We start from the raw sequence: 26,470 nt of genomic DNA, 5'->3' as shown, positions 1-26,470 counted from the left end.
ACGAACTCGGCCGCACCGCCCGCGCCAGGCCGGCAGGTGGTCCGTCGGGCCGCAGGCGTCGGTGAGCGGCGGCCGGTCCGCGCTGGTCATACGGTCATGACCACCGGATCAGCGGACCGCGCCGAAAGCGGGCACCCGCTACTTCTCGCGGCGCGAGGACCTGCGGCGCACCGCGAAGGCGATCAGCGTGCCGAGCACCACGACCGCGGCGAGACCGCCGAGGACGATCGTGGTGATGCTCTCGGTGTCCTTCTCGGACGCGACGGGCGTGGCCGAGGCGGAGGCGGACACCGACGGCGCGGCGGAGGAGGCGTCGGCCGAGGGCGTCGCGGAGGAGGAGGCGGAGGCGGAGGCGGAGGCGGAGGTGGAGGCCGAGGGCGTCGCGGCGGGGAGCGGGGTGGCCCCGGCCGCGGCCGGGCGGAGGGCGAGGACGGGGGCGGGATGTTCGGGCTTGGTGTCGCCCTGCGGGAGTTCGATCCACCGGTCGGTGTGGCCGTCGGAGTAGTCGACCAGGGTTTTGAACACCACCGAGGTGCTGGACGGGAGTTGACGGACCTTCACGGAGAACTCCGCGGCCGCGCCGGGCGCGAGGGCCGGCCCGGCGACCGTCCAGCCGTCGGCGGTGGGGGTGAACGCCCAGCCGTCGGGGGTCTTGACGGGGGTGATGTCGGCGGGGGCGAGACCGGCGGGCAGCGTGACCTTGAGGTCGGTGATGCCCGCCGTGGAGGACTCGCCCTCGGCGGAGAAGGTGACGGTGGCATCGACGCTGAGCGCCTGCGCCGTCGTGGTGTTGACCTCGACGTGGGCGGCGGCGCCGCCGGCCGCCCCGAGGAGCATCCCCAGGGTGAGGAGGGCTGTCAGGGCGGGGCGCGGAGCTCGCGGTCGCTGCATGGACGTGACTCTACCGGTCGCGGGCTGTCAGGCGGCCGCGAACGGCGGCATGGACCTCGGCTTCCTCGGCGGGGTCGGCGGCCAGCCGGCGCAGACGTTCGAGGACGCGGGCGTCGCCGGTGGTGGTGACGTGGGTGGCGGCGAGTTCCCGGGTGGATTCCTCGCAGTCCCACAGGCATTCGACGGCGGGGCCCTCCCCGAAGTACGGGTCGGTGACGGCGAGTGCCTGGGCGGCCCGGCCGCGCAGTTCGGAGGAGGACGCCTCGCCGTAGACGTGCCGCAGGGCGGGCACGGCGGCGTGTGCGCGGAGTCGGCCGATGCCGTCGACGAGGCTGCCGAGGGCGGTGCCGGTGACGCCGTTCAGTGAGATCCACTGATGGAGTGCGGCGACCACCAGTGGGGCGTCGCAGGCTTCGCCGGCGTCGGCGAGGAGGCGGACGGCGGCTTGGCCGAGGGCGCTGTCGGCACTGCCGGTGGCCGGGTCGGCCCAGCGGCGGGCGTGCTGGAGCGCCTCGGGACCTCGCATCCGGCCGAGCACTTCGAGCGCGGTGGCGACGATCCGGTGGTCCAGGTCGGCGGCGGCGGTCTCGATGTACTCGGCGGCGGCCGGGTCGCGCTGCTCGACCAGGTACCGGAGGGCGGCGCAGCGGGCGCCGGCCGGTCCGCCGGCGGCGGCCTCGTGCAGCAGCGGCGCGTCCTCGGGCCGGACGACGGCGGTGAGGCAGCGGGCGGCCGCGGCGGCACGGCGGGCGAGGGCGCCGGGTTCGGGGCCTTCGCCCTGGTCGGCCCAGGCGAGGACGTCGGCGGTGGACCAACCGGGCGTGACGCCCTGGCGGTTGAGCTGCCGCTGCCACAGGTCGAAGGGTGACTGCTCGCTCGCGGTGGCGACCCGCGGGTGGTGGACGGCCCACAGCCGCCAGACCCGTGGCTCGTACGCGGCGCGGATGGCTTCGCGCAGTTCGGCGTCGCCCTCCGGGCCGGCCGGGAAGCGGCGCAGGACGGCGGGGGCCAGGGCGAGCAGCGCCTCGTCGGTGTCGCGCAGGGCGAGTTCGTCGAGGGCCCAGGCCCAGTTGGTCCCGGTGGTGGTGTAGGCGCGCAGCAGGTCGAGGGCGTCGCGGCGGCCGTAGCCGGCGAGGTGGCCGAGTACGGCCAGGGCGAGGCCGGTGCGGGCCTCGTCGGTGTCGGTGGCGTCCTCGGGGGAGGTGAGGTGGAGTTCGAGGCCGGTGAGGGGGGCCTCCAACTCCATGTAGAGCCGCGCGTAGTACAAGGAGCGGTTCTCGACCTGCCAGTCGGCGCGGGGGTCGTTGGTCACGCAGCTCTCGACGGCGGTGATCGCCTCGTCGCGGTCTGCGGCCAACGCATGCAGCTGCCCGTCTCCGCGGCCTCTCTGGAGGAGGCCGAGGAGGCTGGCGCTGGGCGCTATCACTGGCTCGAACATGAGGTCAGCATCCGTTGCGGCGGTCGTCAAGGCAACGGGATTTCCGTCGCCGGGGTCGGTTGGCACAGCTCAGGCGCCCGGGCGCCGGAATCACCGAAGGTTACCGCCTGGGGGGCCGCTCCGCACACAGGGCAACGGATTTCCGCAGGTACGGCCATGCCGAGCCGACTCCGTCCGTACCGGATCGACCGGTTCCGGACCTTGGACGCACCCGTGGAGCAGGAACCGGGCACCGGCCACACACCCGTCACGTACGAGTGAAGACCGCACACCGGGCCCACGCCGGGCGCCCGCCGCTCAGATCGGCCGGGGAGCCCGGGGCGCGGGCAGCGCGTCGCGGATCCGTTCGCGCAGTTCGGCGACGTCCGGCCGGCCCTGGTGGCGTTCGGCGAGCCGGTCCATCTCCCGGAGCCGGTCCCAGGTGCGCCGGGAGGAGGTCTGGCCGATCGCGTCGAGGACGCCGTTCGCCTGCGCCACGGCCGCCTCGGGTTCGCCGCCGATCCAGTGGGCGGAGGCCAGGGTGATCCGGTCGAGCAGGGCGGAGCGCTCCCGGCCGGTCTTCTGCCGCAGCCGGACGGCCTGTTGGGCGTGGTGGACGGCCAACGGGACGGCGCCGGCGTCGTGTTCGGCGAGGGTGCGGTGCACCAGGGCCTGCATGCCGTGCATCTCGGCCTCGTCGAACAGCTGCATCCAGGCGGGGGCGGGCCGGTCGGTGTCCTGGACGAAGTGGTGTTCGGCCTCGCCGAGGGTCCGGTGAGTGGCCTCGGAGCGGCCGAGCGAGGCGTGCGCCCAGGCTTCGACGGTGCACAGCATGGCGCGGGTGCGGGGCAGTGCGCCGTCGGCGGGGCGGGTGCCGGCCCGGGCGAGCTGCATGAGTTCGAGGGCCTCGTCGGCGCGGCCGAGGTGGAGCATCTGGCGGGCGGCGCGGGAGACGGCCTCGGCGGCCCGGGGGCGGTCGTCGGCCTCCCGGGCGGCCTGGGCGGCGATCACGAAGTAGCGCTGGGCGGTGGGTTCGAGGCCGACGTCGTGGGACATCCAGCCGGCCAGCACGGCGAGGTTGGCGGCGACCGTCCAGAGCCGGCGTTCCAGGGCGGCGGGGTGGCTGTGGGCGAGCAGGCCGCCGACTTCGTTGAGTTGGCCGACCACGGCCTTGCGCTGGAGTCCGCCGCCGCGGGAGGCGTCCCAGGCGCGGAACACCTCGACCGAGCGTTCCAGGGCGGTGACTTCCTCGTTGCCGACCGGGCCGGCTTCGTAGACGTCGGTCACCAGGGCGGGGCCGCCCGGGGTGTGGGGGCGGCGGGCGGCTTCGGCGACCGCGCCGCCGGTGAGCCAGTCGTGCAGGTTGTCGGCGATGACCGCGCCCGCCGCGAGGGCCGCGGAGGCGCCGACCAGTCCGCGTCTGTTCAGCATGAGGTCCATTCCCGTGAACTCGGTGAGGACCGCGGCCGTCCGATCCGGTGCCCCGGGTTCCGTCGGCGGTGGTGCCGTGCTGCCGGACCTGGCGGGTCGGTGCCGTTCGAGACCTAAGTCCTCGGTGGTGACGACACGGCCGAGCCGCTCGGTGAACACGGCCGCCAGCACCCTCGGCACCGGGTCGCGCGGGATCTCGCCCTGCTCGATCCAGCGCCGGACCCGGGAGGTGTCGGTGGACAGCTGCTGCTCGCCCAGTGCGGCACCCCGCCGGTTGACCAGCCGCGCCAATTCGCCCTTGGACCAGCCGGTCAGTGCGAAATGGTCGGCCAGCCTGCTGTTCGGCCCCCTGCTCACATGAGCCCCCAGGTTCATCGGCTGGGCACGACACTAATGGCTCTGTCACATGCCAAGCGACCATTCGCCAGGCTTCGCCAGGGTTCGCTATGTGGCGTGCCAGTGCCGATCGGGTGTCAGGTAGGTGTGCGCCACCCCGATCTCGCGTCGGAACGGCTCCCGACCGGCCCGGATGTCGACCGACGGCCCGTCAGGGTCCGTTCCTGCGAGGCGTGGTTCAGGGGGTGGCGCAACCGGGTGGCGCGGGGGCACCGGGCATGGCACGGAGGGTCGGAGCGGACGCATTTCCCCAGGGTGCGGACGGTTCGACGGCTCCGGCTCCGTGCCCGGCGCCCGCTCCCCACCCGGCGGCCCGACCCCTGCGCGTCCGGGCCCCGTGAAGCTTGCCGCCGGTCAAGGAAGGACCCTCACCCGCCCATGTACTCCACAGCCAGCACCGGTACTCGACCGATCGCCCCGATCGGGGTGGACGGCGCGGCCGCGCGCCCCCCACGCTCCGGTCTGCGCCCCCCGACCGCCGGTGCGGGCCGTCCCGCGCCGCGCGCCGTGGAGCTGCGCGACCCGCGCGGGCGCACCACCCTGGTGACCCGTCCGATGCCGGAGCAGGTGGGCCGGCTCGGCCGTCCGATGCCCGGGCGGGGCGCGGAGGCGTTCGTGGACCGGGTGGATCCGGCCGCGCTGCAGACCCCGGCGGTGCGTGCGGTGCTTGCCAACGTCGCGCGGATATGTCCCGCGTTCCTTCCCCGGCAGGTGCTGCGGGAGGGCAGTCGGCACATCCTGGTCGCGGGCACCATCGGCCGGGCCCCGGTGGTGGCCAAGTGCCTGGCGCCGGGGGCGCTGCGCGGCCCGCAGGCGGCGCACCTGATGGAGCGCTTCCACCACGAGGTGGCGGTGTACCGGGCGTTCGTGCGGCACCGTCCGCCGGTGCGTCTGCCAAGGCTGGTGGCGGCCGACCACGACCGCTGCGTGCTGGTGCTGGAGCGGGTGCCGGGCCGTCCGGCGGCCCGTGAGCGGCACCCCGCGAACGCCCCGACGCCGGGCGAGGTGCGGGCCGTGCTCGGCGCGGTACGCACGCTGAACCTGTGGCGGCCGCCGACGGACGTGTTCGACCAGCCGCTGGACTACCAGACCGAGATCGCCCGGTTCCACTCGCTCGGCCTGCTGACCGACCGGGACGCGGGCGACCTGCGCGGCCTGCTGCACGGCCTGTCCTCGGTGCCGCGCCAGCTGTGCCACGGCGACGCGCTGCTCGGCAACATCCTGCTGGCGCCGTCCGGCCCGGTCCTGCTGGACTGGGAGCAGGCCGGCTGGTACCTGCCGGGCTACGACCTGGCGGTGCTCTGGAGCGTGCTGTCGGGTGACACCGCGGCCCGCCGCCAGATCAGCCAACTCGCCCAGTCCGGCGGCACCATGGCCCGGGACGCGTTCCTGGTCAACCTGACGCTGGTGCTGATGCGGGAGCTGCGGCTGCACGACCTCCCGGGCGCGGGCGAGGAGCAGCGGATCATGATCCGCCGGCTGTACGACGACGCGGCCCTGGCCCGCCGCGCGGTCCGCGCGGCGGTCGGCACCCGCTGACCTGCCGTCGGCTTCGCGGCCCGTCCGGCGATTCCCGTCGGATCGGCGGGCACCCCTGGCCCTGGGGGCTGGGGGTGCCCGCGGTTCACGCCCGGCCGGGCGGGCCGTCCTCGCGCCGGGCGCACTCGGACGGCTCGCCGGTGCGCCGGGGCGGCACCTCCCGGCGCGCGGATCCGGCATCGCGCGCCCGGCGGAATGGTCAGACGCGCCCGAGCAGGGCTTCGCCGAGGGCGTCCAGCACGGCGTCCTCGGCGGGCAGTTGGGTGCGCAGGCCGAGAGTGTCGCGCAGGTGGCGCTCCAGCGGGTGGCGGCGGTCGAGGCCGGCGCTGCCGGTGAGGGTGAGGGCCTGCTGGACGGTGTCGGCGGCGGTGCGGGCCGCCAGCAGCTGGACGGCGGGGGCGCGTTCGGCGGCGGCCGGGTCGGCGTCGATGCGGGCGGCGAGGCCGTGCACGAGTTCCTCGGCGCCGGTGAGCCGGGCGTCGAGTTCGCCGATCGGGCGGCGGTGCGCGGTGCTGCCGCGCAGGTGTCCGGCGGACCAGTCGAGGGCGGCCCGCGCGGTGCCCAGCAGGACGGCGACGAGGGCGAGTTGACGCCGGGCGGCGGAGAGCGGACGGTCGGCCGGGGCGGGGGTGCGGGGCAGCAGGACGGCGTCGGTGCCGACCCGGGCACCGTCCAGCAGGACGTCGTGGCCGGCGGCGGCGCGCAGGCCGAGTTGGTCGGCGGCGGGGTCGATCTCCAGCCCGGGGCTGTCGCCGCGAATCAGGAACAGGCCGGTGCGGGGCCGCTGTTCTTCGGTGCGGGCTTCGACGGCGAGCCAGGCGAGTGCTTCGGCGCCGGGACACTGCGCGGCGCGGCCGGTGAGCTGCCAGGCGTCGCCGCGCCAGTGGGCGGTGACGGCGGGCGGGCGGCCGGGTGCGGCGCGCAGGGTGCCGACCAGGGCCGGGCCGCGGCGGGATTCGGTGAGCAGCCGCCGGTAGAGCGCGGCGGGCCAAGGCGCGCCCGCGGCCTGTTCGGCGTGGTGCAGCAGGGTGTGCGCGGTGAGCAGCGCGACGGAGGCGTCGCCGCGGCCGAGCCGGGCCAGTACCCGGACGGTGTCGGCGAGTCCGGCGCCGGGGCCGCCGTAGCGCTGCCCGACCGTCAGGGTGAGCAGTCCGGCTTCGTGGACGGTTTCGATGCCCTGGTACGGGAAGGTGCCGTCGCGGTCGTGTTCGGCGGCGCGGGCGGCGAGCAGGTCGACCACCCGGGGCAGCCGGCCGAGGGCCCGTTCGAGGGCGGTCTCGCCCTGGCTGCTCGCAGAATCGGTTCCGCGTTCGACGGCAGGGGTGTGCGCGGGGGTGCGAGGCATGGCGGCGGTCCTCCGGGCGGGCGTGGTCGGTCGGGCGGTCCTGGACTCGGGGTGGGTCAGGACGCCGGACAGGCCGCGCCGGCGGTGCGCCGGAGGTCCACGTGCAGGCGGCGGGTGAGCAGCAGCGGCCGGGGCATCGCGCGCCTAGTCCTGCTGGAACATCTCCGCCGGAAGCGGCTTCAGGAGCTGGTAGAGGTCGTCCGAAATCGGTCGGTCCCAGGAGGCGATGGTGACCTGGACGTCATCGCTGCGCCCGAACTGGGAGCAGTACAGGCGCCCTTCGCTGACCTTGACCTTCCGGACGATCAGCAGGTCGTCGCCGAGCATGACCGGGAAGTCCTCGGCGGAGACGAATTCCACCGGCTCGTCGTTCTCCAGGGCGGCGAGCAGCTGGCGGACCTCGAAGGGCACGCCGTCCTCGCTCTCGCGGGCGGGCGACCCCTGCGGGACGTTGCCGATCAGCATCGCGGGGCCGCGGCCGCCGAGCAGGTCGTAGCGCAGGAAAATGCCTTGGCAGGAGCCGTCCGGACCGGCCATGATCATGGCCCCGAACAGGCCGGGCCAGTCGCCCGGATCCATTGCCAGGACGTCGAAGTCCGGGCCGGCGGGCTGTCCGGAGCGACGGCGGAGAAATGACATGGGCCCATCGTACGTGCCCGGTGGGCCGGGGCCGGTGAGTGGGTCCGCGATCAGGCCGGGATCTACGCTCAGGGACCAATGTTGACTCTGAGCAACCGTCCGGGCTACGTTCGGTTCAGCACGACGGCCGCTCCGGGCGAGATCCACAGGGTGCGGCTTGTCGCGGCGTGCCTTGCGCGCATTCCCTCACTGCGCATGCGGTCGTGTGAACGTCAGTCGTGTGAACTCACAAGCACCACTTGCTGATTCGATCGGTCTTCGCCGTTGCGGGAGCCTGCGGACGACGCGGCAGGCGCTCCGGCGGCCGACGGACCGAGGGAATCGGCACACAAAGCCATAGGAACACCGAGCCAGGTCCGCGGGGCCCTCAAGCCGTCGCGTTCGCGGACCTTGCCCGGATCACCGCCGCGTGGGGGCGTGCGGAATCCGGGTTTTGGCCCAGTCGGGAGGTAGCTCTTCCCGGTCGGGCCTGCTCCCGTCGCGACGGGTGCCGCACGCTGTGCGGTCCAGGGTGGGAGGGCCCGTCATCGGCGCCGGTGACGGGCAGCACAAGCGGGCGCCGTGCCAGACCGCGTGGGGGCGGTCGGCACGGCGTCTGCCTGCTCTTACTCTCTGGCAGGCTTGTCGGACAGTCAACAAGTTTCGGCCCATCAGAACTCTTTTGTAACCTCGGAGTATGCCCACTCGTCACCTTCACGAGCGGTTTCGACGGGTGCGGATCAGGGCAGTCCGGGCGTACCGGTCATCTTCGAAACGGCCGAAATCCGCCCGCGTGCGGCCGAATTCGACACTGGGGGGGCCGAATTCGGCTCGGTGGGTGCCGAGTTCGGGCCGCCGCCCGGGGGCCGGTGACCGCGTCAGCCTTGGGTCTGCCGGTCGGGGTCGAATTCGCCGTCCCGCGCGCCGAGGACGAAGGCCCGCCATTCGGCGGGGGTGAAGATCAGCGCCGGGCCGTCCGGCTCCGCGCCGTTGCGCATCGCGATGCAGCCTTCGACGAAAGCGATCTGCACGCCGTTCGGGTCGTCGTTCGCGGACTGCCACTCGGCTCCGCTCACATCCAGCTCGATCTTCCGCCGGTCCGCCGCCTGTGCCGCCATGGTGGTGCTCCCCTCCACTGCCGTACCGGCCCTTGCCGGTCGGTGCCGATCGCGGGTCGGTGCCGATCGCCGGCCTGTCCCGGCGTCGCCACCGAGGTGTTCGAGCGGCCAGCCTAGCCATCGCGGGCGGCGGGTCCGGCGGATCGCGCCGGGTCTGCCCCGCGGGTGGTGGAGATGGTCCGATCCGGCCGTGTCCGGCCGACACCTGTGCTAAAGGCAGGCCACCGGGGCCCGTTCGAGGTAGGGATGGGTGACGAGCAGTCAGCCACGCACCGGGGAGCAGCCGATGGACCAGCGGGACGGCAGCCGCAGCCGCGCCGACGTCATCCCGATCACCACCGCGCCGTCCGCCCCGCCGGCGGGCAGCGCCACCGGCACACTGCCCGCCCCGACACCCACCGTGCCGCGGCCCTCGCGGCCGGTCGGGCACGGGCGGGTCGGTGTGGTGCTGGTCTCGCACAGCCACGAGGTGGCGGACGCGGTGCGGGCGCTGGCCCTGGCGGTGGCGGAGTCGGGCGATCCGGCTCCGGTGGTGGCGACCGGCGGCTCGCTCGCGGACGGTCTGGGCACCAGCGCGGTGCTGGTGGCGACGGCGGCCCGGCGGGTCGACCAGGGCCATGGCGTGGTGGTGCTGTGCGACCTGAACGGCGCGGTCGACACCGTGCTGGCGCTGCTGGGCGAGGCCGACGAGCACCTCCTGCCGTTCCCGGTGCGGTTCGCGGACGCGCCGTTCGTGGAGGGCGCGGTGGCGGCGGTGGCGACCGCGACGGCGGGCGGCGACCTGGCGGCGGTGCTGGACGCGGCGGAGGAGGCCGGGCGGCGCCCGAAGCGTTGAAACCCGCCGCACGGCTACCTGTTCCCGGCCGCTCGTCGTACGGGATTGTGGCCGATGGGACGGTTTGGGTGCGACTGACCGGGTTTTCGGCCCGGTGGGCGTGGGTGCGCGGCTAGAGTCGGCGCATCGGCCCGGTGGGGGGATCCCCGGGGCCCGGCGAAGGGGTGGTGTGCGGCGATGCGAGTGGTGATCACCGGCGGGGCCGGGTTCATCGGGGCCAATCTGGCACGGGAGTTGACGGCCCGCCCGGAGGTGTCGGAGGTCCGGGTGGTGGACGACCTGTCCACCGGCAGCAAGGCCAATCTGGCGGGCGTCGGCGTGACGCTGTTCGAGGGCACGATCCTCGATCCGGCGCTGCTGGACGCGGCGTTCACGGGCGCGGACGCGGTGGTGCACCTGGCGGCGCTGCCCTCGGTGCCGCGCTCGGTGGCGGCGCCACTGGCCAGTCACCATGCGAACGCCACCGGCACCCTGGAGGTGCTGGAGGCGGCCCGCCGGGCCGGTGGGCTGTACGTGGCGGCGGCGTCCTCGTCCTCGGTGTACGGCGCCAACCGCGAGTTGCCCAAGCGGGAGTCGATGCGGCCGGCACCGATGAGCCCCTATGCGGTGTCCAAGCTGGCCACCGAGGCGTACCTCGGGGCCTACCACCACTGCTACGGCCTGGGCGTGCTCCCGCTGCGCTTCTTCAACGTCTTCGGCCCGCTCCAGCCCGCCGGCCATGCGTACGCCGCCGTCGTCCCGGCGTTCCTGGACGCGGCGCTGCACGGCCGGCCGGTGACGGTGCACGGGGACGGGCTGCAGAGCCGCGACTTCACCTATGTCGGCACGGTCGCGCAGGTGCTCGCCGAGGCGGTGCTGCGCCGGGTGGTCAGCGCCGAGCCGGTCAACCTGGCGTTCGGCACCCGCACCACCCTGCTGGAGCTGATCGCCCTGCTCGGCGAGGCACTGGGCGAGCCGGTCGCCGCCGAGCACGTCGATCCCCGGCCGGGGGACGTACGCGACTCCCAGGCCGACAACTCCCGCCTGCGCGCCCTGTTTCCCGGCATACGGCCCGTCCCGCTGCCGGAGGGCCTGCGCCGCACCGCGGAGTGGTTCCGGGCGCCCTGAGCCACCGCCGGCGCGAACTGCCGCCCCGGAGCGCGCCGTTGCGCGCTCCGGGTGCAGCGGGGGCAGCAGGTGCAGTGGGGGCAGCGGGGGTCAGCCGGTCACGACGCGTTCAGTTCGAAGTACGCCGTGCTGTTTCCGGCCAGCGCCAGCTCGATCCGTTTGCGTGCGGACGCGTCCAGTTCGGGCAGCGCGTCGGGGTGGAACCAGCCGACCTCCAGCGATTCCTCGTCGTTCACCCGCGCCTCGCCGGCCAACGGGCGGCAGCGGAAGGTCAGTTCCAGGTACTGGGCGTGGTCCCCGTTCGGGTATTCGATCAGCGGCGAGACGGTCACCGAGGTCAGCGCCTCCGGCAGCACCGTCACGCCCGTCTCCTCCAGGCACTCCCGCACCGCCGCGTCCGCGGGCTGCTCCCCCGGGTCGACGATCCCCCCGACCACCGACCACGCCCCGTTGTCCGCCCGCCGCCCGAGCAGCACCCGCCCGTCCTCGTCCACCGGCACCACACCGACGCCGGACAGCCACAGCGGCCGGTGGCCCACCAGTTCGCGCAGCTCGGCCAGAAACACAGGAATTCCCATGCCCACGAGCCTAACCGTGCCGGATCACGGCATCGGGCGGGCCGGGCAGCCGATCACGGTGGTGCGCGGGGGCACGTCGCGGGTGACGACGGCGCCGGCGCCGACGAAGCCGCCGGGGCCGACGGTGCGGCCCTGGAGGACGACGGCGCCCGAGCCGACGGTGGCGTCTTCGCACAGCAGGACGGCGCCGGAGACGTTCGCGCCGGGGTAGACGGTGACGCGGGCGCCGAGGCGGGCGTCGTGACCGACGGTGGCGTTGTAGTGGACCTGGCTGTGCGCCCCGAGGGTGACGCTGCTGGAGACGTGGGCGCCGCCCATCACCAGGCAGCCGGCGGCGAGTTCGGTCTCCGGCGCGATGATCGCCCGCGGGTGCACCAGGGTGGCCGGGCTGCCGCCCGCCGCGTCCAGCAGCAGGGCCAGCCGGGCCCGCACCGCCGGGTCGGCGATCCCGATCAAGTACGGGGCGCCGGAGGGGAGTTCACCGGGCTTGCGGACGGGCAGGCCGCGGACCCGCTCACCTGCCAGCCGGTCGTCCAGGAATCCGGCGACGGGCACACTCGCCGCGATCGCGACGTCCAGCGCCTCCCGGCCGACCCCGCCCGCACCCGCGATCCACAGCATCCCGCCCCGCCTCCGCTCGCACTGACTGTCCCGGACCCTACGGCAGACCGGGCGGCAGCGGGGTGAGCCGCGGCCGCCCGGTCCCGGGCCGAATCGTTCCTTCAGCCGCGCAGTTCCTCCCGGGCCATCCGGGGCGCGGTCGCCTGCCGCGGCAGCACCACTCGCGCTGCGGCCGGCGCCGGTGTCTCGGCGGGGATCGGGAATCCCGGGTTGACGCCGCCGGCGGCGGTGATGCCGGTGGGGTGAAGCAGCATCCTGGCGGTGCCGGCGAGGATGCGCAGGTCGAGCAGCAGGGAGCGGTGTTCGATGTACCAGAGGTCGAGCTCGATCCGTTCGGGCCAGCTGATGGAGTTGCGTCCGCGGATCTGCGCCCAGCCGGTGAGACCGGGGCGCAGCGCGAGGCGGCCGCGTTGCCGGGGCGAGTAGTGGACGACCTGTTCGGGCAGGGTGGGGCGGGGGCCGATGACGGCCATGTCGCCGCGCACGACGTTCCACAGCTGCGGGAGTTCGTCGAGGCTGGTCCTGCGCAGCAGCGCGCCGAGGCGGGTGATGCGCGGGGCGTCGGGTTCGTCCGGGTGGCGTTTGTCGCGCATGGTGCGGAACTTGAGGATGCGGAACTCCTGGCCGTGGCGGCCGGAGCGGGTCTGCCGGAAGATCACCGGTCCGCCCATGGTGGCGCGGATCAGGAGGGCGATCACCAGGCCGAGCGGGACGGCGATGATCCCGGCCAGTGCGGCGACCGCGAGGTCCCCCCCTCGCTTCATTTCTCCCCCAACTGGGTTGGTGCGTGGTGGTGTGGTGGGCGCGCCGGGCTGCGGGCGCGCGTAACGGCGGTGCGGTGCAGAAGGCGTAACGGCGGTGCGGGTGGCGCCGGGTCAGTCGGTGGTCCAGGGCAGGCCGCGGCGGCGGGCGACGGCGGCGTAGGTCTCCAGGGAGATCCGGGCGACGGTGCGCTGGTCGAACTGTTCGAGGGCGCGGCGGCGGGCCGCCGTGGCCAGGCGGGTCCGCAGGTGCGGCTCGGTGAGAAGCCGGTCAAGTGCGCGGGTGAGGGCGGCGGCGTCGGCGGCGGGGGCGAGCAGCAGGTGCTGGTCGTGGGTGCCGATCTCGCGGCAGCCGCGGATGTCGCTGAGCACCATGGGCAGTCCGCTGGCGGCGGCCTCCATGCCGGAGCGGGAGAAGCCTTCCCGGTGGGAGGGGAGGACGAAGACGTCGAGCGCGGCGTACACGGCGGGCATGTCGTCGCGGCTGCCGAGGAATTCGAGTCCGGCTTCGGCGGCGCGCAGCGCGTCGGGCTTGTCGGGGTCGTCCGGTCCGATCCACACGAAGCGGGCCTTGCCGGCCAGCGCCCGGGCGGCTTCGGCGTATTCGCGGATGCCTTTCTCCGCGACCCGCCGGCCGACTCCGCCGACCAGCAACTCCTCGTCCCGTACACCCAGTTGTTTCCTGAGCTCGGCGCGCAGGGCGTCCCGCCGCGGCCCGGGTGCGGGGAAGCGGTCGAGGTCGACGCCGTTGCCGACGACCCGGGCGCGCCGGGCGGGGACGCCCCAGCGGGCGAGGGTGCGGTGGTCCTCGGCGTTCTGGTACAGCTCGGCGTGCGAGAACCGGGCGGCGAAGGCTTCGGCGCCGAGCACCAACAGCCTTCTGGCGAGCGGGTCGTGGGCCTGTGCCCACAGTCCGTGGCAGGTGTTGACGACGACCGGCACCCGGGCGAGCCGGCCGAGGACGCGGCCGAGCACGCCGGTCTTCGGGTTGTGGGTGTGCAGCACGTCGGGCCGGATCTCGCGCAGCGCGGCGAGCAGTTCGCGGGCGGCGGCGAGGTCGGCGGCGGGCTTCCAGGCGCGGGTGAGCGAGGGCAACGGCCGGTACTGGACGCCGAGTTGCTCGATCCGCTGCCGGTAGGGTCCGGGGGCGCTGAGGCCGTACGTCCTCAGGCCGTGTTCGACGTCCACGGTCAGTTCGGTGGCCAGCAGCAGGTGCAGCGACATGTCCACGGTGGTGAGGTGGGCGACCCGCAGCGGCCGTCCGCCCTCGCCGCGCAGCCGCAGGGGCAGCCGGTCAGGCACGGGCGCCCACCGCCTTCGCGGTGGCGACGATCCGGGCGTAGGCGCGTTCGGGGACGAGCCGGCCGTACAGCTTGGCACGGAAGAAGTCGATCGGGTCGGTGCGGCGGACCGGGACGCGGTGCAGGCGCGCCGGGTCGTGCCCGGGCAGGTTGCGGCCGACCCGGCCGGTGGCGCTGGTGCGGAACCGGGCGCGCAGCGCGCTCTCCATGTGCGGGACGGGCGTGCCCCAGGTGTAGGCGAAGTGGCGCGGGCGGGTGCCGAGGTGTTCCTCGACGTCGTCGCCGCAGGCGTCGAGTTCGGCGGTGGTGAGCAGCGCGGGCCGGGCGTGGCTGCGGGTGTGGTTGGCGACGGTGCACAGCCCGGACGCGGCCATCTCGCGCAGCTGCCCCCAGCTGAGCCCGGTGGCGGGGGCGCCTTTGGCGGTGGAGCCCTCCCAGCGCATCGGGCCGCCGACCATGCCGCTGGCCAGGTAGACGGTGAACGGCAGGCCGCGTTCCTTGAGGATCGGCCAGGCGGTGTCGTAGGTGTCGGCGAAGCCGTCGTCGAAGGTGAGGACGGTGCTGGGGGTGCGCCGGCCGGCGTCGAGGCGGTCGGCGGCGGTGTCCAGGGAGACCACGCGGCCGGCCGGGAGTTCGGCGAGCAGGTCGGCCTGGGCGGTGAAGTCGGCGGTGGCGAGGTCGAGCTCGTCGGCGGTGCCGCCGCCGATCCGGTGGTAGATGAGGAGGGTGGCGCCCTCGCCGGGAGCGCGGCCGGCCGCGCGGGCCAGCTGCTGTTTGACCTTCGTCCTGATGCCTGTGGCGTCGCCGGCGGTGCTCGCCATGACTTCCCCCTCGCGGTGCCCCCGCACCGACCCCTGATGAAACTCCCCCGGCCCGCGGCTTGCGCGGGCGATGCGTTTCACAGTAGGGGGAAGTGTGGTGCCACTGCTGGGGAAACGTGAAAGAAGTGCGTAGGTAGGCCGAAAATCAGTCGATCTGACCGGCACTGTCCGTTTGCCGACACCTTCCGACCCTCCGGCCGATTCGCACCCCTCCGGGAGCCACTCGCCCCAGGGGCGTCAGGACGCGGCGTCGCGGCCGGGCCGCAGCAGCGCCAGCCCGACCCGGGCCAGCAACAGCACTCCGGTGGCCAGGCAGCCGGCCACCGCCATCACCCAGGCGGGCCCGTCGCTCTCCGGGACCAGCACGGCGACCAGGATGCCGAGCACCACGCAGCCCACACCGACCAGGGACAGCAGCAGCTGGTGGCGGCGCAGCGCGCAGCCGCCGAACACGGTGGACCAGCGCGTAGCGGCGCGATCACTCGGGGTGTCTCCCATGCCATCCACGGTAACCCGCCCCCGGATGCCGGGCCACAGCCTTTGGGCCCTGGTCAGGGAGCTCGGCCCGCGCCCGCCCGGGGCGCCCTGGCGACTCCCCCGTCCACCGTCGGGGCGGTTCCGGTCTGCCGTTCGGACGGTTCCGGCCGGTCGGTCGGACGAGTCCGGTCTGCCGTTCGGAGGGTTCCGGCCGGTCGTTCCGGGGCGCCCGCGGGCCGGTCGTTCCGGGGCGCCCGCGAAATCTCGCCGTCCCCCGTACAACCATCCCGCCACGTCGATGGTCTCCACTACATTGAGCGATCCAGGAGCCGTCCACGAGCGGGATTGGGAGTACCCGCCGCGGGCTAGATCACTCGGGAGCGGAGCCGCCGCGCCCGGGGTCGGAGGCCGGGCTCCGCCTGCCGACGGTACCGCCACGCCGCATGCCGGCGACCGAGGGGGGAACCGTGTCGTACGCCACCGCCACTACCGCCGCCGCCGTCTGCGCCCCGCCCCAGCCTGCCGCCGTACCCACCGCCGCACCCACCGCCGCCGCGCCGCAGCAGCCCCGGGACCGGAGCAGCTGGCTGCGGTTCAGTCCGGCCCAGCCGCTGTTCCGGGCCAGGGCCGCGCAGCGGCTGGCCGTGCTCGCCTATCACGGCATCACCGATCCGCGGTCGTTCGGCGCCCAGCTCGACCGGCTCCGACGGCTGGCCACCCCGGTCTCGGTGCAGGACGTGGAGCGTTCGCTGGCCGAGGGCCGGCCGCTGCCGCCGCGCTCGGTGCTGGTGACCTTCGACGACCCGGACCGCACCGTGCTGCGGCACGCGCTGCCGGAGCTGGTGGCGCGCCGTATCCCGGCGGCCGCGTTCGTGATCGCCGAGGTGGTCGGCACCGAGCAGCCGTTCTGGTGGCACGAGGCCGCGTTCCTGGCCCGCCACGGCGGCCGGGCCCGGCTGCTGCCCCGCGGCGGGGACCCGGCGCGGGTGCTGGCGCTGCTCAAGGCGCTGCCCGACCCGGACCGCCGGCGCAGCCTGGCCGAGCTGCGGGTCTCCGCGTCCCGCCGCCCGCCGGCCCAGGAGCAGCTGCGCCCGGAGGACCTGCGGGCGCTGCGCGAGGCGGACGTCACGGTGGGCAACCACACCCTGGGGCACCCGTCGCTGCGCCGCTGCGACGAGGCGACGGTGCAGGCGGAGATCGCGGGCGCGCACCGGGCGCTGACCCGCTGGCTGGGCGAGGCCCCGTCGGCGTTCGCGTACCCGGACGGCGGGTTCGACGAGCGGGCGGACGCGGTGCTGCGCCAGCTCGGCTACCGGCTGGGCTTCCTCTCCGACCACCGCCTCGGCCCCCGGCTGCCGGCCCACCCGCTGCGGATCAGCCGCCTCCAGGTGGATTCCACCACCTCGACCCGCCGCTTCGACACCATCCTGTCGGGCCTGGAGCCGGCGGTTCAGCGCCTGCTGGGCGCCCAGGCGTAACGGTTCGCCTGGGTATTGCAGGGCCCGAGCGTGGGCACCCTCCGTACCCGCCCGTAACCCGGCCCGGCCCGCGCCGCCGCGGGTCGGCCGGGCGTCGCGGGGCCTCCGGGTTCAGCTCTCGGTGGGGGCCATCTCCCACGGGGCCTGCGGCAGGGTCTCCCCCGTCTCCAGCAGCGACTTCAGGTTCGCCAGGACGGCCGGCCAGCCGTGCGAGATCGCCCGCAGCGCGGTGCGGTCGCGCAGCTTCTCGTGGGTGACGGTCAGCCGGACGATGTCCTGGTAGGGCTCGATCAGGAAGGTCACGGTGGCGGCCTGGTCGATGAACAGGTCCGGCCGGTCCTCGAAGGTGAGCACCAGCCGGGTCGGCGGCTCGGCCACCAGCACGTGTCCGGTGACGTCCACCGTGCCGGAGCCGTCCGTCCGGCGGTGCTCCCAGGTGGATCCGGCCTGCCAATCGGAGACGTTGGCGTGGCCCCAGAAGCGGGCCGTCAGCTCGGGGTCGGTAAGCGCTTTCCACACCTGTTCCGGGGTGGCCCGGATGTAGGTGGCGTAGACGTAGGTCGGGACGGTTCCGGTGTCGGATTCGCTGCTCATGGCGTACTCCCGCTCTGCCTGTCGCTTGATCGCACCGAGGACGGCCAGCCGGGGCCGGTCGAAGTCGGCGATCCACCGCTGCTCGATCTCGTGGATCGGCCCGGGGTTGAGGTAGTGGAGCCGTTCCCGCCCCCGGCGGACCACGGTGACCAGGCGCGCCGCGACCAGCACGTCCAGGTGCTGGGTCACCGACTGCCGGGCCATCGCCACCTCCCCGCACAACTCCCGCAGCGTCTGCCCGTCCCGCACCCGCAGCCGGTCGAGCAGCGACCGGCGGGTCGGATCGGCGAGGGCCTTGAACACCGCGTCCATCGGGGTGGCGGAGGCCGGTTCCGGACTCACTCCTCCATCGTGCAGGCGTTTGCCTGCCTGTCGCAAACGCGGGCGGCCAGGCCCCTTCGAGGGCGCATTTGAACATGTTCAACTGAGGCCGCGCCGGTCAGGGAGTAGAGTCGTTGCTCGTGAAGATCGCCCTCGTGGACTCCGGAATCGGACTGCTCGCCGCCACCGCCGCGCTGCGCCGCCTGCGGCCCGACGCGGATCTGGTCATCTCCTGCGACCCGGACGGCATGCCGTGGGGCCCCCGCACCCCCGAGGACATCACCGAGCACGCCCTCGCCTGCGCCCGCGCCGCTGTCGCCCACCGGCCCGACGCGCTGGTGGTCGCCTGCAACACCGCGACCGTGCACGCGCTCGCCCGGCTGCGCGCCGAGTTCGAGCCCGAGCTGCCGGTGATCGGCACCGTTCCCGCGATCAAGCCCGCCACCGCGGCGGGCGGCGTGGTCGCCATCTGGGCCACCCCCGCCACCACCGGAAGCGCCTACCAGCGCGGCCTGATCGCCGAATTCGGCGGCGACGCCACCGAGGTCCACGAGGTGGCCTGCCCCGGCCTCGCCGAGGCCGTCGAACACGCCGACGAGGACGCGATCGCCGCCGCCATCGCCTACGCCGCGGCCCGCACGCCCGCCTCCACCACCGACGTCGTCCTCGGCTGCACCCACTACGAACTCGTCGACGACCGCATCGCCTCGGCCCTGGCCGTCCCCGCCCGCTTCCACGGCTCCGCCGACGCCGTCGCCGCCCAGGCCCTCCGCCGCATCGCCCCCACCACCCCCGGCGCCGGCACCCTGACCGTCCTTCACTCCGGCCGCCCGGCCGCGCTCCAGGCCGCCGCCCTCAACTACCCGCAGGGCGAGATCCTGCTCGGCGCCCGGGTCTGACCCACCGGCCGCCGGGCACCGCCAGGCCGGTCGCACTGCTGACCCTTGCCCGCGACGACCACGGCTGTCCGTGCCCGTCCGCCCGCCGCTCCGGACATCGCCGCACGCACCGGAGCGGCCGCACCACGGCTTCCGCGGGTGGTCCGGACCCGCCGGTGGCCGCACCGCCCCCGCTCCGCCGACGCCCACCGCCGGGCACACGCCCCCACCCCCACCGTTCGTCGCCGCACCCACACCAGCCGCACCCCGGCCCCGACCGCGGCAAGGGCCCGCCGTACCCGAGCAGGCCGTCCCCGCTGCCGCGTGGCCTCACGGCTTGCCACGGCGCCGCCGCACGCCGCACTGCGCCGACCGCCGCACCACCCCCCGGCGGTCCCCCCAACCCCGCGTCCTCGCGGCCCGTCGTGCCTCGGCGTCGCCGCAGGTCCCGTGGGGCAGACTGCCGGGGTGACCGTGCTGTGGTGGGTGTCGGTGGTGGCGCTGGCGGGTTGGGTGTGGCTGGCGGGGTGTCACGGTGGGTTCTGGCGGACCGATCAGCGGTTGCCGCGCGGGGGTGCGGAGCCCTCGCGGTGGCCGGAGGTGGTGGCGGTGGTGCCGGCCCGCGACGAGGCCGGAGTGCTGCCGCTCTCGCTCCCCACGCTGCTGGCGCAGGAGTACCCCGGCCGGGCCCGGGTCGTCCTGGTGGACGACCACAGCACCGACGGCACGGCCGAGTTGGCACGGGCCCTGACGACCGGAGCGGGGCTGGAGCTGGAGGTGACCACGCCCCCGCCCCTCCCGGAAGGCTGGACGGGCAAGTTGTGGGCGCTGCGGCACGGCGTCGAGCGTGCGGGCGACGCCGAGTGGCTGCTGCTGACCGACGCCGACATCGCGCACCGGCCCGGCTCCCTGCGGGAACTGGTCGCGGCGGGCGAGGCGCACGGCCTGGACCTGGTGTCGCAGATGGCCCGCCTGCGGGTGGCGTCCGGCTGGGAGCGGCTGATCGTCCCGGCGTTCGTGTACTTCTTCGCGCAGCTGTACCCGTTCCGCCGCTCCAACCGCCCCACCTGCCGTACGGCCGCCGCGGCCGGCGGCTGTTCGCTGGTGCGCCGCCCGGCGCTCGAACGGGCGGGCGGGGTGGCGGCGATCCGGGGCGCGGTGATCGACGACGTCTCGCTCGCCCGCGCGGTCAAGCGCACCGGCGGCCGCACCTGGCTGGGCCTCGCCGACCGGGTCGACTCCGTCCGGCCCTATCCGGGGCTGTCGCCGCTGTGGCGCATGGTCTCCCGCAGCGCGTACGCCCAACTCCGTTACTCCCCGGCGCTGTTGCTCGGCACCGTGCTCGGCCTGACGCTGATCTACCTGGTGCCGCCCGCCGCCGCCGTGACCGGTCTGCTGACCGGCGCCTGGTGGACGGCCGGGGCCGGCCTCGCCGCGTGGGCGGTGATGGCGGGCACCTTCGCGCCGATGCTGCGCCACTACGGCCGCCCGATGGTGGAGGCCGCACTGCTGCCGTTCACCGCGCTGCTGTACCTGCTGATGACGGTGGACTCCGCCGTCCAGCACTGGCGCGGACGCGGCGCGGCCTGGAAGGGCCGGACGTACCCACACCCGCGACGCGCCGACCGAACCCGGAGGACGGTCTGATGGAACGCCAGGAGATCGGACGGATCGCGCACCGCGACCACCCCGTGGCCGCACCGCTGTCGGACGAGTCCGTGCACCGCCTGTTGGAACGCCAGCTGCGACGCTGCCCGGACGGGCGCCTGCTCGACCTCGGCTGCGGCGAAGCCGTTTGGCTGGTACGGGCGTTGAGCATGCACCCCGGCCTGCACGCGATCGGCGTGGACACCCACGCCGCTGCCCTGGAGGCCGGCCGCCGGACCGCCGAACGGGCGGGCGTGGCCCGGCGGATCGGGCTGCACCACACCGACGTACGGGAGTTCAGGGCCACCGAGCCCTTTGACGCCGTCCTCTCGGTCGGCGCGACGTACGCCTTCGGCGGCCTGCTGCCGACCCTCGACGCCGTCCGCCCGCTGCTCGCCCCGGGCGGCACCCTGCTGCTCGGCGAGTCCTACTGGAACGGCCGGCCCACCGACCACGCGTGCGAGTTCTTCGGCGCCGGCCTCACCGACCTGTCCGGTGTCCTCGCCGCCCTCCGCACCGCCGGCTGGTGGCCGATCGCCGGGCACACCTCCACCCGCGAGGAACTCGACACCTACGAGTGGTCCTGGACCGGCTCCCTCACCGACTGGGCCCTCGACCAGCCCCCGGGCCCCGACCGCGACCAGGCCCTCGCCGCCGTCACCCGCCACCGCGAGCAGTGGCTGAGCGAGTACCGCGAGGGCTTCGGCTTCGTCACCGTCCTGCTGCGGCCGGCCGTCAGCGCGTGAGCAGGCGGCGGGCCGTCGGCTTGACGTACTCGTAGCGGGTCATCTGTTCGAGGTCGCGGAGCCAGGCGGTGCGGCCCGGCGGTTGGCGCAGGAGTTCGCGGTAGATCTCCTCGAAGGCGGTGGAGACGTGGTCGAGGGAGAACCGGCCGACCACCCAGTCGCGGCCCCAACTGCCCAGCTCGGCGCGGCGATCGGGGGAGTCGGCCAGGGTGCGGATCTGGGCGGCGAGGGCCTTCGCGTCGGCCTGGCCGTCGCCGTGGCCGTACATGCAGCGGGAGGCGTGGGGTTCGACCAGCGGGCCGGGTTCGTGGATCGCGGTGTATCCGCTCGCGCCGTGCACGATCACCGGTTTGGCGAAGGCGAGGCCGCGCAGCGCGGAGCCGCCCATGCCGAGGACGAGGTCGGCGGCCTGGTAGGCGGGGCGGGGGTCGGCGCGCTGGCCGGTCAGCACGATGGCCTCGCGGCCGAGTTCGGCGTTGAGGCGGGCGGCCTCCGCGCGCAGCGGCTCCTCGCTGGGGCCGCCGCCGACGACGGCGAGGACGAGGGACGGGTCGTCGAGGAGGCGGACGGCGGCCATGGTGCGGCGGACGCCGGCGTCCTTCTCCAGTCCGGAGACCAGGCGGGTGACGATGCAGAGCAGCAACTGCGAAGGGGAGGCGCCGACTTCGGCGCGGAAGGCGTCGCCGGAGACCGCGCCGGGCGCGTCCAGCCGGGTGTTGACGGGGGGCTCGATCAGCCGCAGGTCGCGGTGGCCGAAGGCGCGCCCGTCCGGCATCAGTGCGCCGAGGCCGAGGACCAGGGGCTGGTGGCGGGGCATGCCGCGGAGCATGCGGATGCCGTAGAAGGTGGTGACGATCGGCAGGCGCCCCTGCCGTCCGGGGCCGAAGTAGGCGTTGCGGGCGGCCCGGACCTCCCAGGCGTGGACGAGTTGGGAGCCGTGTTCGTCGGCGAGCCGGCTCAGGCGGGCGCGGATCACGGCGTGCGGGGTGTCGGGGTCGCCGGCGACGACGAGGTCGAGGTCGTGTTCGGCGGCGAGTTCGACGAGTGGCGCGGGGCCGTCCACCCCCTGGGCGAACAGCACGGGTTGGTGCCCGCGGTCGCGCAGGGTGCGGGCGATGTCGACGGCGTTGAGCTGGGCGCCGCCGAGGGCAAGGTTGTTGAGGTGGACCAGGACACGGACCGAACGCACGCTCACTCCTCCCACTGGTGCGGTACGAAGACCGGCGCGGCGAGCACGACCGCGCGCGGCGGGGTGTCCAGCATCGGGCCGAACACGTCGAACTGGCCGGCGGAGTGCCAGCTCATCAGGGTGCCGCCGTCGGTCTTGCCGATCGAGTAGACGCCGGTCCACAGGGTGTAGCGGCCGCGCGGCAGCGGCAGCCGGGGGATGACGCAGGCCACCCGGTGGTCGCCGCCGGCCAGGCGGATCTCGTGGCTGATCTGGAAGATCGGGCTGGAGGTGCCTTCGCTGACGCCGAGGTGCAAGGTGGCGTCGCCGCGGTAGTCGCCGCCGAGGGTGAGTTCGACCGTGACGGGTTCGTCGGTGTGCAGGTTCTCCTCGCCGTCCTCGCCGCGCACCTCGTACTTGAGCAGTTGCAGCGGCTCGCCGACCCGGGCGGTGGCCACGGACTGGGCCTCGATGGAGTCGCGGTAGCCGGCCAGCGCGTCCTTGATGCCGGCGTCCACCCGTACCGTGCCCTGTTCGAGCCAGACGCCGCGCCGGCAGATCGACTGAACGGCGGGGAGGTCGTGGGAGACGAAGACGATGGTGGTGCCCTGTTCGGCGACCTCGCGCATCCGGTCCAGGCAGCGCTGCTGGAAGACGGCGTCGCCGACGGCGAGGACTTCGTCGACCAGCAGGACGTGCGGCTCCAGGTACGCGGCGACGGCGAAGCCGAGGCGCATCTGCATGCCGGAGGAGTAGAACTTCACCTGCCGGTCGATGGCGCCGCCGAGCCGGGCGAACTCGACGATGTCGTCGAAGCGTCCGGCGACCTCGCGGCGCTTGAGGCCGAGCAGCGCGCCGAACAGGTAGATGTTCTCCCGGCCCGTCAGGTCGGGGTGGATGCCGGCCCGGATCTCGATCAGGGCCCCGATCCGGCCGCGCACGTCGATGATGCCCGCGTACGGGTACATGACCCTGGTCAGCATCTTCAACAGGGTTGATTTTCCGGACCCGTTGGAGCCGATCAGGCCGACGGACTCGCCGGGCTCGATGTGCAGGTTGATGTCGCGCAGCGCCCAGCGCCAGTCCTCGCCGCGGTCGCCGCGCAGGCGGCGGGCGGCCTGCTCGACGCGGTCGCGCAGCAGCATCCGCTGCTGGTCGGCACGGAAGCGCTTCCAGACCTGTTCGGTGCGGATGGTGCCCAGCGGGTAGTCACGCGACATCGGCGATCCCCGTTTCCAGCTTCTTGAAGAACAGGTAGCCGCCGACCAGGAAGACCAGCGAACTGGCGGCCGCGATCAGCGTCATCCGGGCGTCCGGTGCCTCGCCGTACAGCAGCGCCTTCCGGTAGCCCTCGATGACCGCGCCGAGCGGGTTGATGCCGACGTAGATCTCCTGCAGCCGGTGCGGGATCTTGGCCAGCGGGTAGGCGACGGGGGTGGCGAACACTCCCATCTGCGTGATGATCGGCAGCAGGTGGCGGACGTCGCGCAGGTACACCACCGCCACCGAGAGGATCAGCGCGATGCCGTAGGTGAACGCGAACTGGATCAGCAGCAGCGGCAGCGCCCACAGGAAGGTGGCGGCCGGGGCCGTCCAGAACACCAGGAACATCAGCCCGAGCACGCCGACGCCGATCGCCATGTCCACGGTGGCGACCAGCATGGTGGCCAGCGGGAACACCTCGCGCGGGCAGTACACCTTGTTCAGCAGGCTGAGGTTGTTGGCCAGGCTGAGCGCGCCCTGGTTCATGGTGTTGCTGAAGAACTGCCAGACGATCAGGCCGACATAGGCGAACAGGGTGTACGGGGCGGCGCCGGTCTCGATCTTGACGGCGCGGTGGAAGACCAGGGTGAAGATGGCGCACAGCGCGAGCGGGGTGAGCACCGCCCAGGCGAAACCGAGCACCGCCTGCTTGTACCGGGCCCGCAGGTCGCGTTCGGCCAGGGCCCGCACCAACTCCCGTGCCGCCCACAGCTCGTGGGCGACCTGGACGGGGCGCAGCCGGCGTTTGAAGACCAGTTCGGGCGGTGGCCCGGCCGGGATCGCGACGCCGGGAGGTGCCGGTCGGCCCTCGCGGTCGTCGATGACCTGTGCGCGCTGTCCCCCCACGGACTCCCGCCCTCTCCGGGCGCGGTGCGGCCGCGCCCGGTGTCTGTGTCGGCTGTGTCGGAGCCGGGCGGACGGTGCGGTCCGGGCGGCCCGGCGACCACCATGGCACAGAGTGTGCGGGCGGCGGGCGGGTTCCGTGAAGATTGCGCCAGCTCAGGCCGGTTGTCGGCGGATTGCCGACGGATTGCCGACGGGTTGTCGCCGGTTTCGGGCCGAACTGCCCTGCTCTGTGGTGGAGTTTGCGCCGCTCGGCGGGTGGGATCACCCTGCTCGGCGGCGGGTTCGCGCCTGTCAATGGGGGGCGTTCCCCTGCTCGGCGGCGGAGTTCGCGTCGATCGGTGAGTGGGATTCCCGGATTCCCCTGCCCGGCGGCGGAGTTCGCGTCGATCAGTGGGGGGCGTTCCCCTCCGCGACCAGTTGGTCGAGTGCGGCGGGCATGTTCTCGACGCCGCCGGCCCGGGTGGGCGAGGTGCGGCCGTTGCCGTCGACCACCACGGTGGGCAGTTCGTTGACCTGGTAGTCGGCGAACAGCTTGGGCGCCTGCTCCACGGCCCGGTCCACCTCGACGGAGTGGTACGCGGCACGGAACTTGGCGGCGTCCATGCCGTGCGCGGCGGCCCAGTCGGTGGCGCGCCGCTCGGTGGTCAGATCGGCGCCCTCGTCGCGGACGGCGCGGAACACGGCGGCCTGCTGCCGGTCCACCTCGCCGAGCCGGTCCAGCGTGTAGAACAGCCGTGCGTGGGCTCGCTGTTCGGCCTCGTCCGGGCTGCCCACCCAGATCCCCGGGATGCGCCGCAGCTGCACGTCCGACCGGTGCCTGGCGGCCCAGTTGGTGAGCGGGGCTTCGAGGCGGGCGGAGTGCGAGCAGTTGTACCAGAAGAACTCGACGGCCTCGTGGGTCCGGGCGGCCTTCGGACCGTTGGCCTGCGGGCCGTTGGCCTGCGGGGCGGGGCCCTGCGGCGCGGTGGCCGGGGCCTGGGGTGCGGGCGCGTCCGGCCGGGCGGCGGGCTGCGTCCCGTTGTGGTGGGCCGGCCCGGGCTGCTGAATGGCGGCGAGATACTGATCGGGAGTCATGAACTGCTTCCCGGTCAGACCGTGCGGTGTGGCCGGAAGGGCGGACACGGCGTGGGCGGCGGCAGCCGGGGCGGCAACCAGGCCCCCGGCGACGGCGATCAGGACGGTGGTTCTCAACAGCGGCTTCACCAGGGCAGCGTGGCAGCCCGCCCCGGCACCGGCCAGGCGATCCGGCGCCGGTCGGCCGAATTCGCCGGAACGGAGCAGCGGCGCTCGAACTGGCGTCGGAGAGACGAACGTTGGGGCCTCTTCCGGTGGGCGGGCGGCGCCCCCGCACGCTCGCCCACCGGCCGGGCCGGCCTACCGGCCCCGGGTCACTTGCCGAGGTTGCGCAGCTGCGCCTTGGCGTCGGCCTCGGAGGCCTGCGGGACGCCGATCTGGACCTGGTCGGAGCCCTCTTCCTTCATCGGGCAGTACCGGGCGTCCTTGACCGGCATGGGGAGGGTGAGCAGGTTGTCGTTGCGCACCAGCACCAGCAGCGAGCCGGTGGTGCAGGAGGCGTTGGGCGCGACCGGCGGCGACGAGAGCCAGGTGACGGCCTGGTAGACCGGCACGTCAGGGTGCAGCACGGTGCCGTGGGCCTTGTCGGTGGCGAAGGTGCCGGAGCCGAGGACGCCGCTGGTGAGCTTCTGGAACTGCGCGGTGTGGTCGGTGCGCAGATCGGGCTTGCCGTAGACGACGCACTCGGTGCCGGAGGTGTTGGTGAGCTTGATGATGCCGGTGATCCGCGGGTCGGCGCTCTTGTCGAGGGTCAGTTCGGCCTTGACGTCGCTCTCCTTCTCGGAGCCGCCGCAGGCCGGGAGGTCGGCGGCGGGCTTGGCACCCGGGGCGGAGGACTTGCCGTCGGAGGCGCCGGCGGAGCCGGAAGCCGACGTCGAGGCGGCCGGGTTGCTCGCGGCGGAGCTGGTGGCGGGCGCCGGGTTGGCCGAGGTGTCGGGGTCACAGGCCGTCAGGGCGAGGACGGAGCAGGCCAGCAGAGCGACGGCGGCGGGCTTGCGGAGATTCATCGGGGGCTCCTGTGGGGGCGAGATGTGGTCCGCCGGTGGGCGGGCATGCGTCACCACGCGTCCGGTGGGCGGACGGTTCCTCGGGTCTCCGTCCGATACGCCGCTGTTACAGACCCGGGACCGCCCGCGAAACGAACTCCTCCCAGGGCCGGTCCGGTTCGGGTACCAACGAACCGGCATGCGTGACACTCT

At 74.2% G+C, this 26,470-nt stretch carries 26 protein-coding genes; 7 read left to right on the top strand and 19 right to left on the bottom strand.

The window, feature by feature from the left end; translation table 11 throughout:
* Positions 1-138: 138 nt before the first annotated feature.
* The 3 genes from ACZ6R9_RS29030 to ACZ6R9_RS29020 all read right to left on the bottom strand — a co-directional run bounded on the left by ACZ6R9_RS29030 (position 139) and on the right by ACZ6R9_RS29020 (position 4,096).
* Positions 139-891, bottom strand: a complete 753-nt coding sequence (locus tag ACZ6R9_RS29030; RefSeq protein WP_465541382.1) for a DUF1775 domain-containing protein — start codon at positions 889-891, stop codon at positions 139-141.
* A 10-nt stretch (positions 892-901) separates the two neighbouring features.
* Positions 902-2,329, bottom strand: coding sequence for a HEAT repeat domain-containing protein (locus tag ACZ6R9_RS29025; protein WP_465541380.1), 1,428 nt, complete (start codon positions 2,327-2,329; stop codon positions 902-904).
* A 297-nt stretch (positions 2,330-2,626) separates the two neighbouring features.
* Positions 2,627-4,096 carry a DNA-binding protein NsdB gene (locus ACZ6R9_RS29020; protein ID WP_465541379.1) on the bottom strand — a complete coding sequence of 490 codons (1,470 nt, stop codon included), beginning with the start codon at positions 4,094-4,096 and terminating at the stop codon, positions 2,627-2,629.
* A 417-nt stretch (positions 4,097-4,513) separates the two neighbouring features.
* On the opposite strand from ACZ6R9_RS29020, the gene ACZ6R9_RS29015 reads away from it, so the two are divergent.
* Entirely contained in the window at positions 4,514-5,674 is a 1,161-nt protein-coding gene (locus tag ACZ6R9_RS29015) for an aminoglycoside phosphotransferase family protein (protein ID WP_465541377.1), read from the top strand.
* A 199-nt stretch (positions 5,675-5,873) separates the two neighbouring features.
* On the opposite strand, the gene ACZ6R9_RS29010 is transcribed toward ACZ6R9_RS29015, so the two are convergent.
* The 4 genes from ACZ6R9_RS29010 to ACZ6R9_RS28995 form a co-directional block, all read right to left on the bottom strand.
* Positions 5,874-7,019, bottom strand: coding sequence for an acyl-CoA dehydrogenase family protein (locus ACZ6R9_RS29010; RefSeq protein WP_465541375.1), 1,146 nt, complete (start codon positions 7,017-7,019; stop codon positions 5,874-5,876).
* 56 nt (positions 7,020-7,075) lie between these two features.
* Positions 7,076-7,156, bottom strand: a complete 81-nt coding sequence (locus tag ACZ6R9_RS29005; protein ID WP_341869173.1) for a putative leader peptide — start codon at positions 7,154-7,156, stop codon at positions 7,076-7,078.
* A gap of 7 nt (positions 7,157-7,163) precedes the next feature.
* Positions 7,164-7,658 (bottom strand): hypothetical protein, encoded by a 495-nt coding sequence (locus tag ACZ6R9_RS29000; protein WP_380484976.1) that lies wholly within the window; start codon positions 7,656-7,658, stop codon positions 7,164-7,166.
* A gap of 857 nt (positions 7,659-8,515) precedes the next feature.
* A complete protein-coding gene (locus ACZ6R9_RS28995) occupies positions 8,516-8,755 on the bottom strand; it encodes a DUF397 domain-containing protein (protein ID WP_380484978.1) in 240 nt (79 codons plus the stop codon).
* Positions 8,756-9,041: 286 nt separating this feature from the next.
* Here ACZ6R9_RS28995 and ACZ6R9_RS28990 point away from each other — a divergent pair, with 286 nt between their 5' ends.
* Together ACZ6R9_RS28990 and ACZ6R9_RS28985 are read left to right on the top strand one after the other, a co-directional pair.
* A complete protein-coding gene (locus ACZ6R9_RS28990; protein ID WP_380485122.1) occupies positions 9,042-9,590 on the top strand; it encodes a PTS-dependent dihydroxyacetone kinase phosphotransferase subunit DhaM in 549 nt (182 codons plus the stop codon).
* A 177-nt stretch (positions 9,591-9,767) separates the two neighbouring features.
* Entirely contained in the window at positions 9,768-10,697 is a 930-nt protein-coding gene (locus ACZ6R9_RS28985; RefSeq protein ID WP_465541372.1) for an NAD-dependent epimerase/dehydratase family protein, read from the top strand.
* A 98-nt stretch (positions 10,698-10,795) separates the two neighbouring features.
* On the opposite strand, the gene ACZ6R9_RS28980 is transcribed toward ACZ6R9_RS28985, so the two are convergent.
* The 6 genes from ACZ6R9_RS28980 to ACZ6R9_RS28955 all read right to left on the bottom strand — a co-directional run bounded on the left by ACZ6R9_RS28980 (position 10,796) and on the right by ACZ6R9_RS28955 (position 15,277).
* Complete coding sequence (locus ACZ6R9_RS28980; RefSeq protein ID WP_465541370.1) at positions 10,796-11,275, bottom strand: NUDIX hydrolase; 480 nt, start codon at positions 11,273-11,275, stop codon at positions 10,796-10,798.
* Between the two features lie 24 nt (positions 11,276-11,299).
* Entirely contained in the window at positions 11,300-11,896 is a 597-nt protein-coding gene (locus ACZ6R9_RS28975) for a NeuD/PglB/VioB family sugar acetyltransferase (protein WP_465541368.1), read from the bottom strand.
* 101 nt (positions 11,897-11,997) lie between these two features.
* A complete protein-coding gene (locus ACZ6R9_RS28970; protein WP_380484982.1) occupies positions 11,998-12,660 on the bottom strand; it encodes a sugar transferase in 663 nt (220 codons plus the stop codon).
* A gap of 111 nt (positions 12,661-12,771) precedes the next feature.
* Entirely contained in the window at positions 12,772-13,959 is a 1,188-nt protein-coding gene (locus ACZ6R9_RS28965) for a glycosyltransferase (protein WP_465541366.1), read from the bottom strand.
* The gene (locus ACZ6R9_RS28960; RefSeq protein ID WP_380484986.1) at positions 13,952-14,779 is read right to left on the bottom strand and encodes a polysaccharide deacetylase family protein; all 828 of its coding nucleotides are present in this window, start codon (positions 14,777-14,779) and stop codon (positions 13,952-13,954) included. The genes ACZ6R9_RS28965 and ACZ6R9_RS28960 overlap by 8 nt, the downstream gene beginning before the upstream one ends.
* Before the next feature lie 237 nt (positions 14,780-15,016).
* On the bottom strand, positions 15,017-15,277 hold the full coding sequence (locus ACZ6R9_RS28955; RefSeq protein ID WP_380484987.1) for a hypothetical protein: 261 nt from the start codon (positions 15,275-15,277) through the stop codon (positions 15,017-15,019).
* Between the two features lie 446 nt (positions 15,278-15,723).
* On the opposite strand from ACZ6R9_RS28955, the gene ACZ6R9_RS28950 reads away from it, so the two are divergent.
* The gene (locus ACZ6R9_RS28950) at positions 15,724-16,734 is read left to right on the top strand and encodes a polysaccharide deacetylase family protein (RefSeq protein WP_465541363.1); all 1,011 of its coding nucleotides are present in this window, start codon (positions 15,724-15,726) and stop codon (positions 16,732-16,734) included.
* Positions 16,735-16,845: 111 nt separating this feature from the next.
* Here the strand turns inward: ACZ6R9_RS28950 and ACZ6R9_RS28945 are convergent, their stop codons facing one another.
* On the bottom strand, positions 16,846-17,640 hold the full coding sequence (locus ACZ6R9_RS28945) for an ArsR/SmtB family transcription factor (RefSeq protein ID WP_465541486.1): 795 nt from the start codon (positions 17,638-17,640) through the stop codon (positions 16,846-16,848).
* A 149-nt stretch (positions 17,641-17,789) separates the two neighbouring features.
* Here ACZ6R9_RS28945 and ACZ6R9_RS28940 point away from each other — a divergent pair, with 149 nt between their 5' ends.
* The 3 genes from ACZ6R9_RS28940 to ACZ6R9_RS28930 all read left to right on the top strand — a co-directional run bounded on the left by ACZ6R9_RS28940 (position 17,790) and on the right by ACZ6R9_RS28930 (position 20,920).
* On the top strand, positions 17,790-18,548 hold the full coding sequence (locus ACZ6R9_RS28940; RefSeq protein WP_380484991.1) for a glutamate racemase: 759 nt from the start codon (positions 17,790-17,792) through the stop codon (positions 18,546-18,548).
* Positions 18,549-18,995: 447 nt separating this feature from the next.
* Entirely contained in the window at positions 18,996-20,174 is a 1,179-nt protein-coding gene (locus ACZ6R9_RS28935; protein WP_465541361.1) for a glycosyltransferase, read from the top strand.
* Positions 20,174-20,920: an SAM-dependent methyltransferase gene (locus tag ACZ6R9_RS28930; RefSeq protein WP_380484995.1), complete on the top strand. Its 747-nt coding sequence runs from the start codon at positions 20,174-20,176 to the stop codon at positions 20,918-20,920. Before ACZ6R9_RS28935 ends, ACZ6R9_RS28930 begins: the two co-directional genes overlap by 1 nt.
* On the opposite strand, the gene ACZ6R9_RS28925 is transcribed toward ACZ6R9_RS28930, so the two are convergent.
* From ACZ6R9_RS28925 to ACZ6R9_RS28905, 5 genes are all read right to left on the bottom strand, one after another.
* Positions 20,910-22,109: a glycosyltransferase family 4 protein gene (locus ACZ6R9_RS28925; protein ID WP_380484997.1), complete on the bottom strand. Its 1,200-nt coding sequence runs from the start codon at positions 22,107-22,109 to the stop codon at positions 20,910-20,912. The two genes, ACZ6R9_RS28930 and ACZ6R9_RS28925, sit on opposite strands and share 11 nt — an antisense overlap.
* A gap of 2 nt (positions 22,110-22,111) precedes the next feature.
* Positions 22,112-23,308, bottom strand: a complete 1,197-nt coding sequence (locus tag ACZ6R9_RS28920; RefSeq protein WP_380484999.1) for an ABC transporter ATP-binding protein — start codon at positions 23,306-23,308, stop codon at positions 22,112-22,114.
* Entirely contained in the window at positions 23,298-24,197 is a 900-nt protein-coding gene (locus ACZ6R9_RS28915) for an ABC transporter permease (protein WP_380485001.1), read from the bottom strand. Before ACZ6R9_RS28915 ends, ACZ6R9_RS28920 begins: the two co-directional genes overlap by 11 nt.
* Positions 24,198-24,584: 387 nt before the next feature.
* Complete coding sequence (locus ACZ6R9_RS28910; protein WP_465541357.1) at positions 24,585-25,400, bottom strand: thiol:disulfide interchange protein DsbA/DsbL; 816 nt, start codon at positions 25,398-25,400, stop codon at positions 24,585-24,587.
* A gap of 185 nt (positions 25,401-25,585) precedes the next feature.
* Positions 25,586-26,278: a DUF4232 domain-containing protein gene (locus tag ACZ6R9_RS28905; protein WP_465541355.1), complete on the bottom strand. Its 693-nt coding sequence runs from the start codon at positions 26,276-26,278 to the stop codon at positions 25,586-25,588.
* Positions 26,279-26,470 lie beyond the last annotated feature (192 nt).

This window comes from Kitasatospora sp. NPDC048662 (assembly GCF_055587065.1).
Note: the sequence above shows the minus strand (reverse complement) of the source record. Positions and strands in the feature narration are given on the sequence as shown.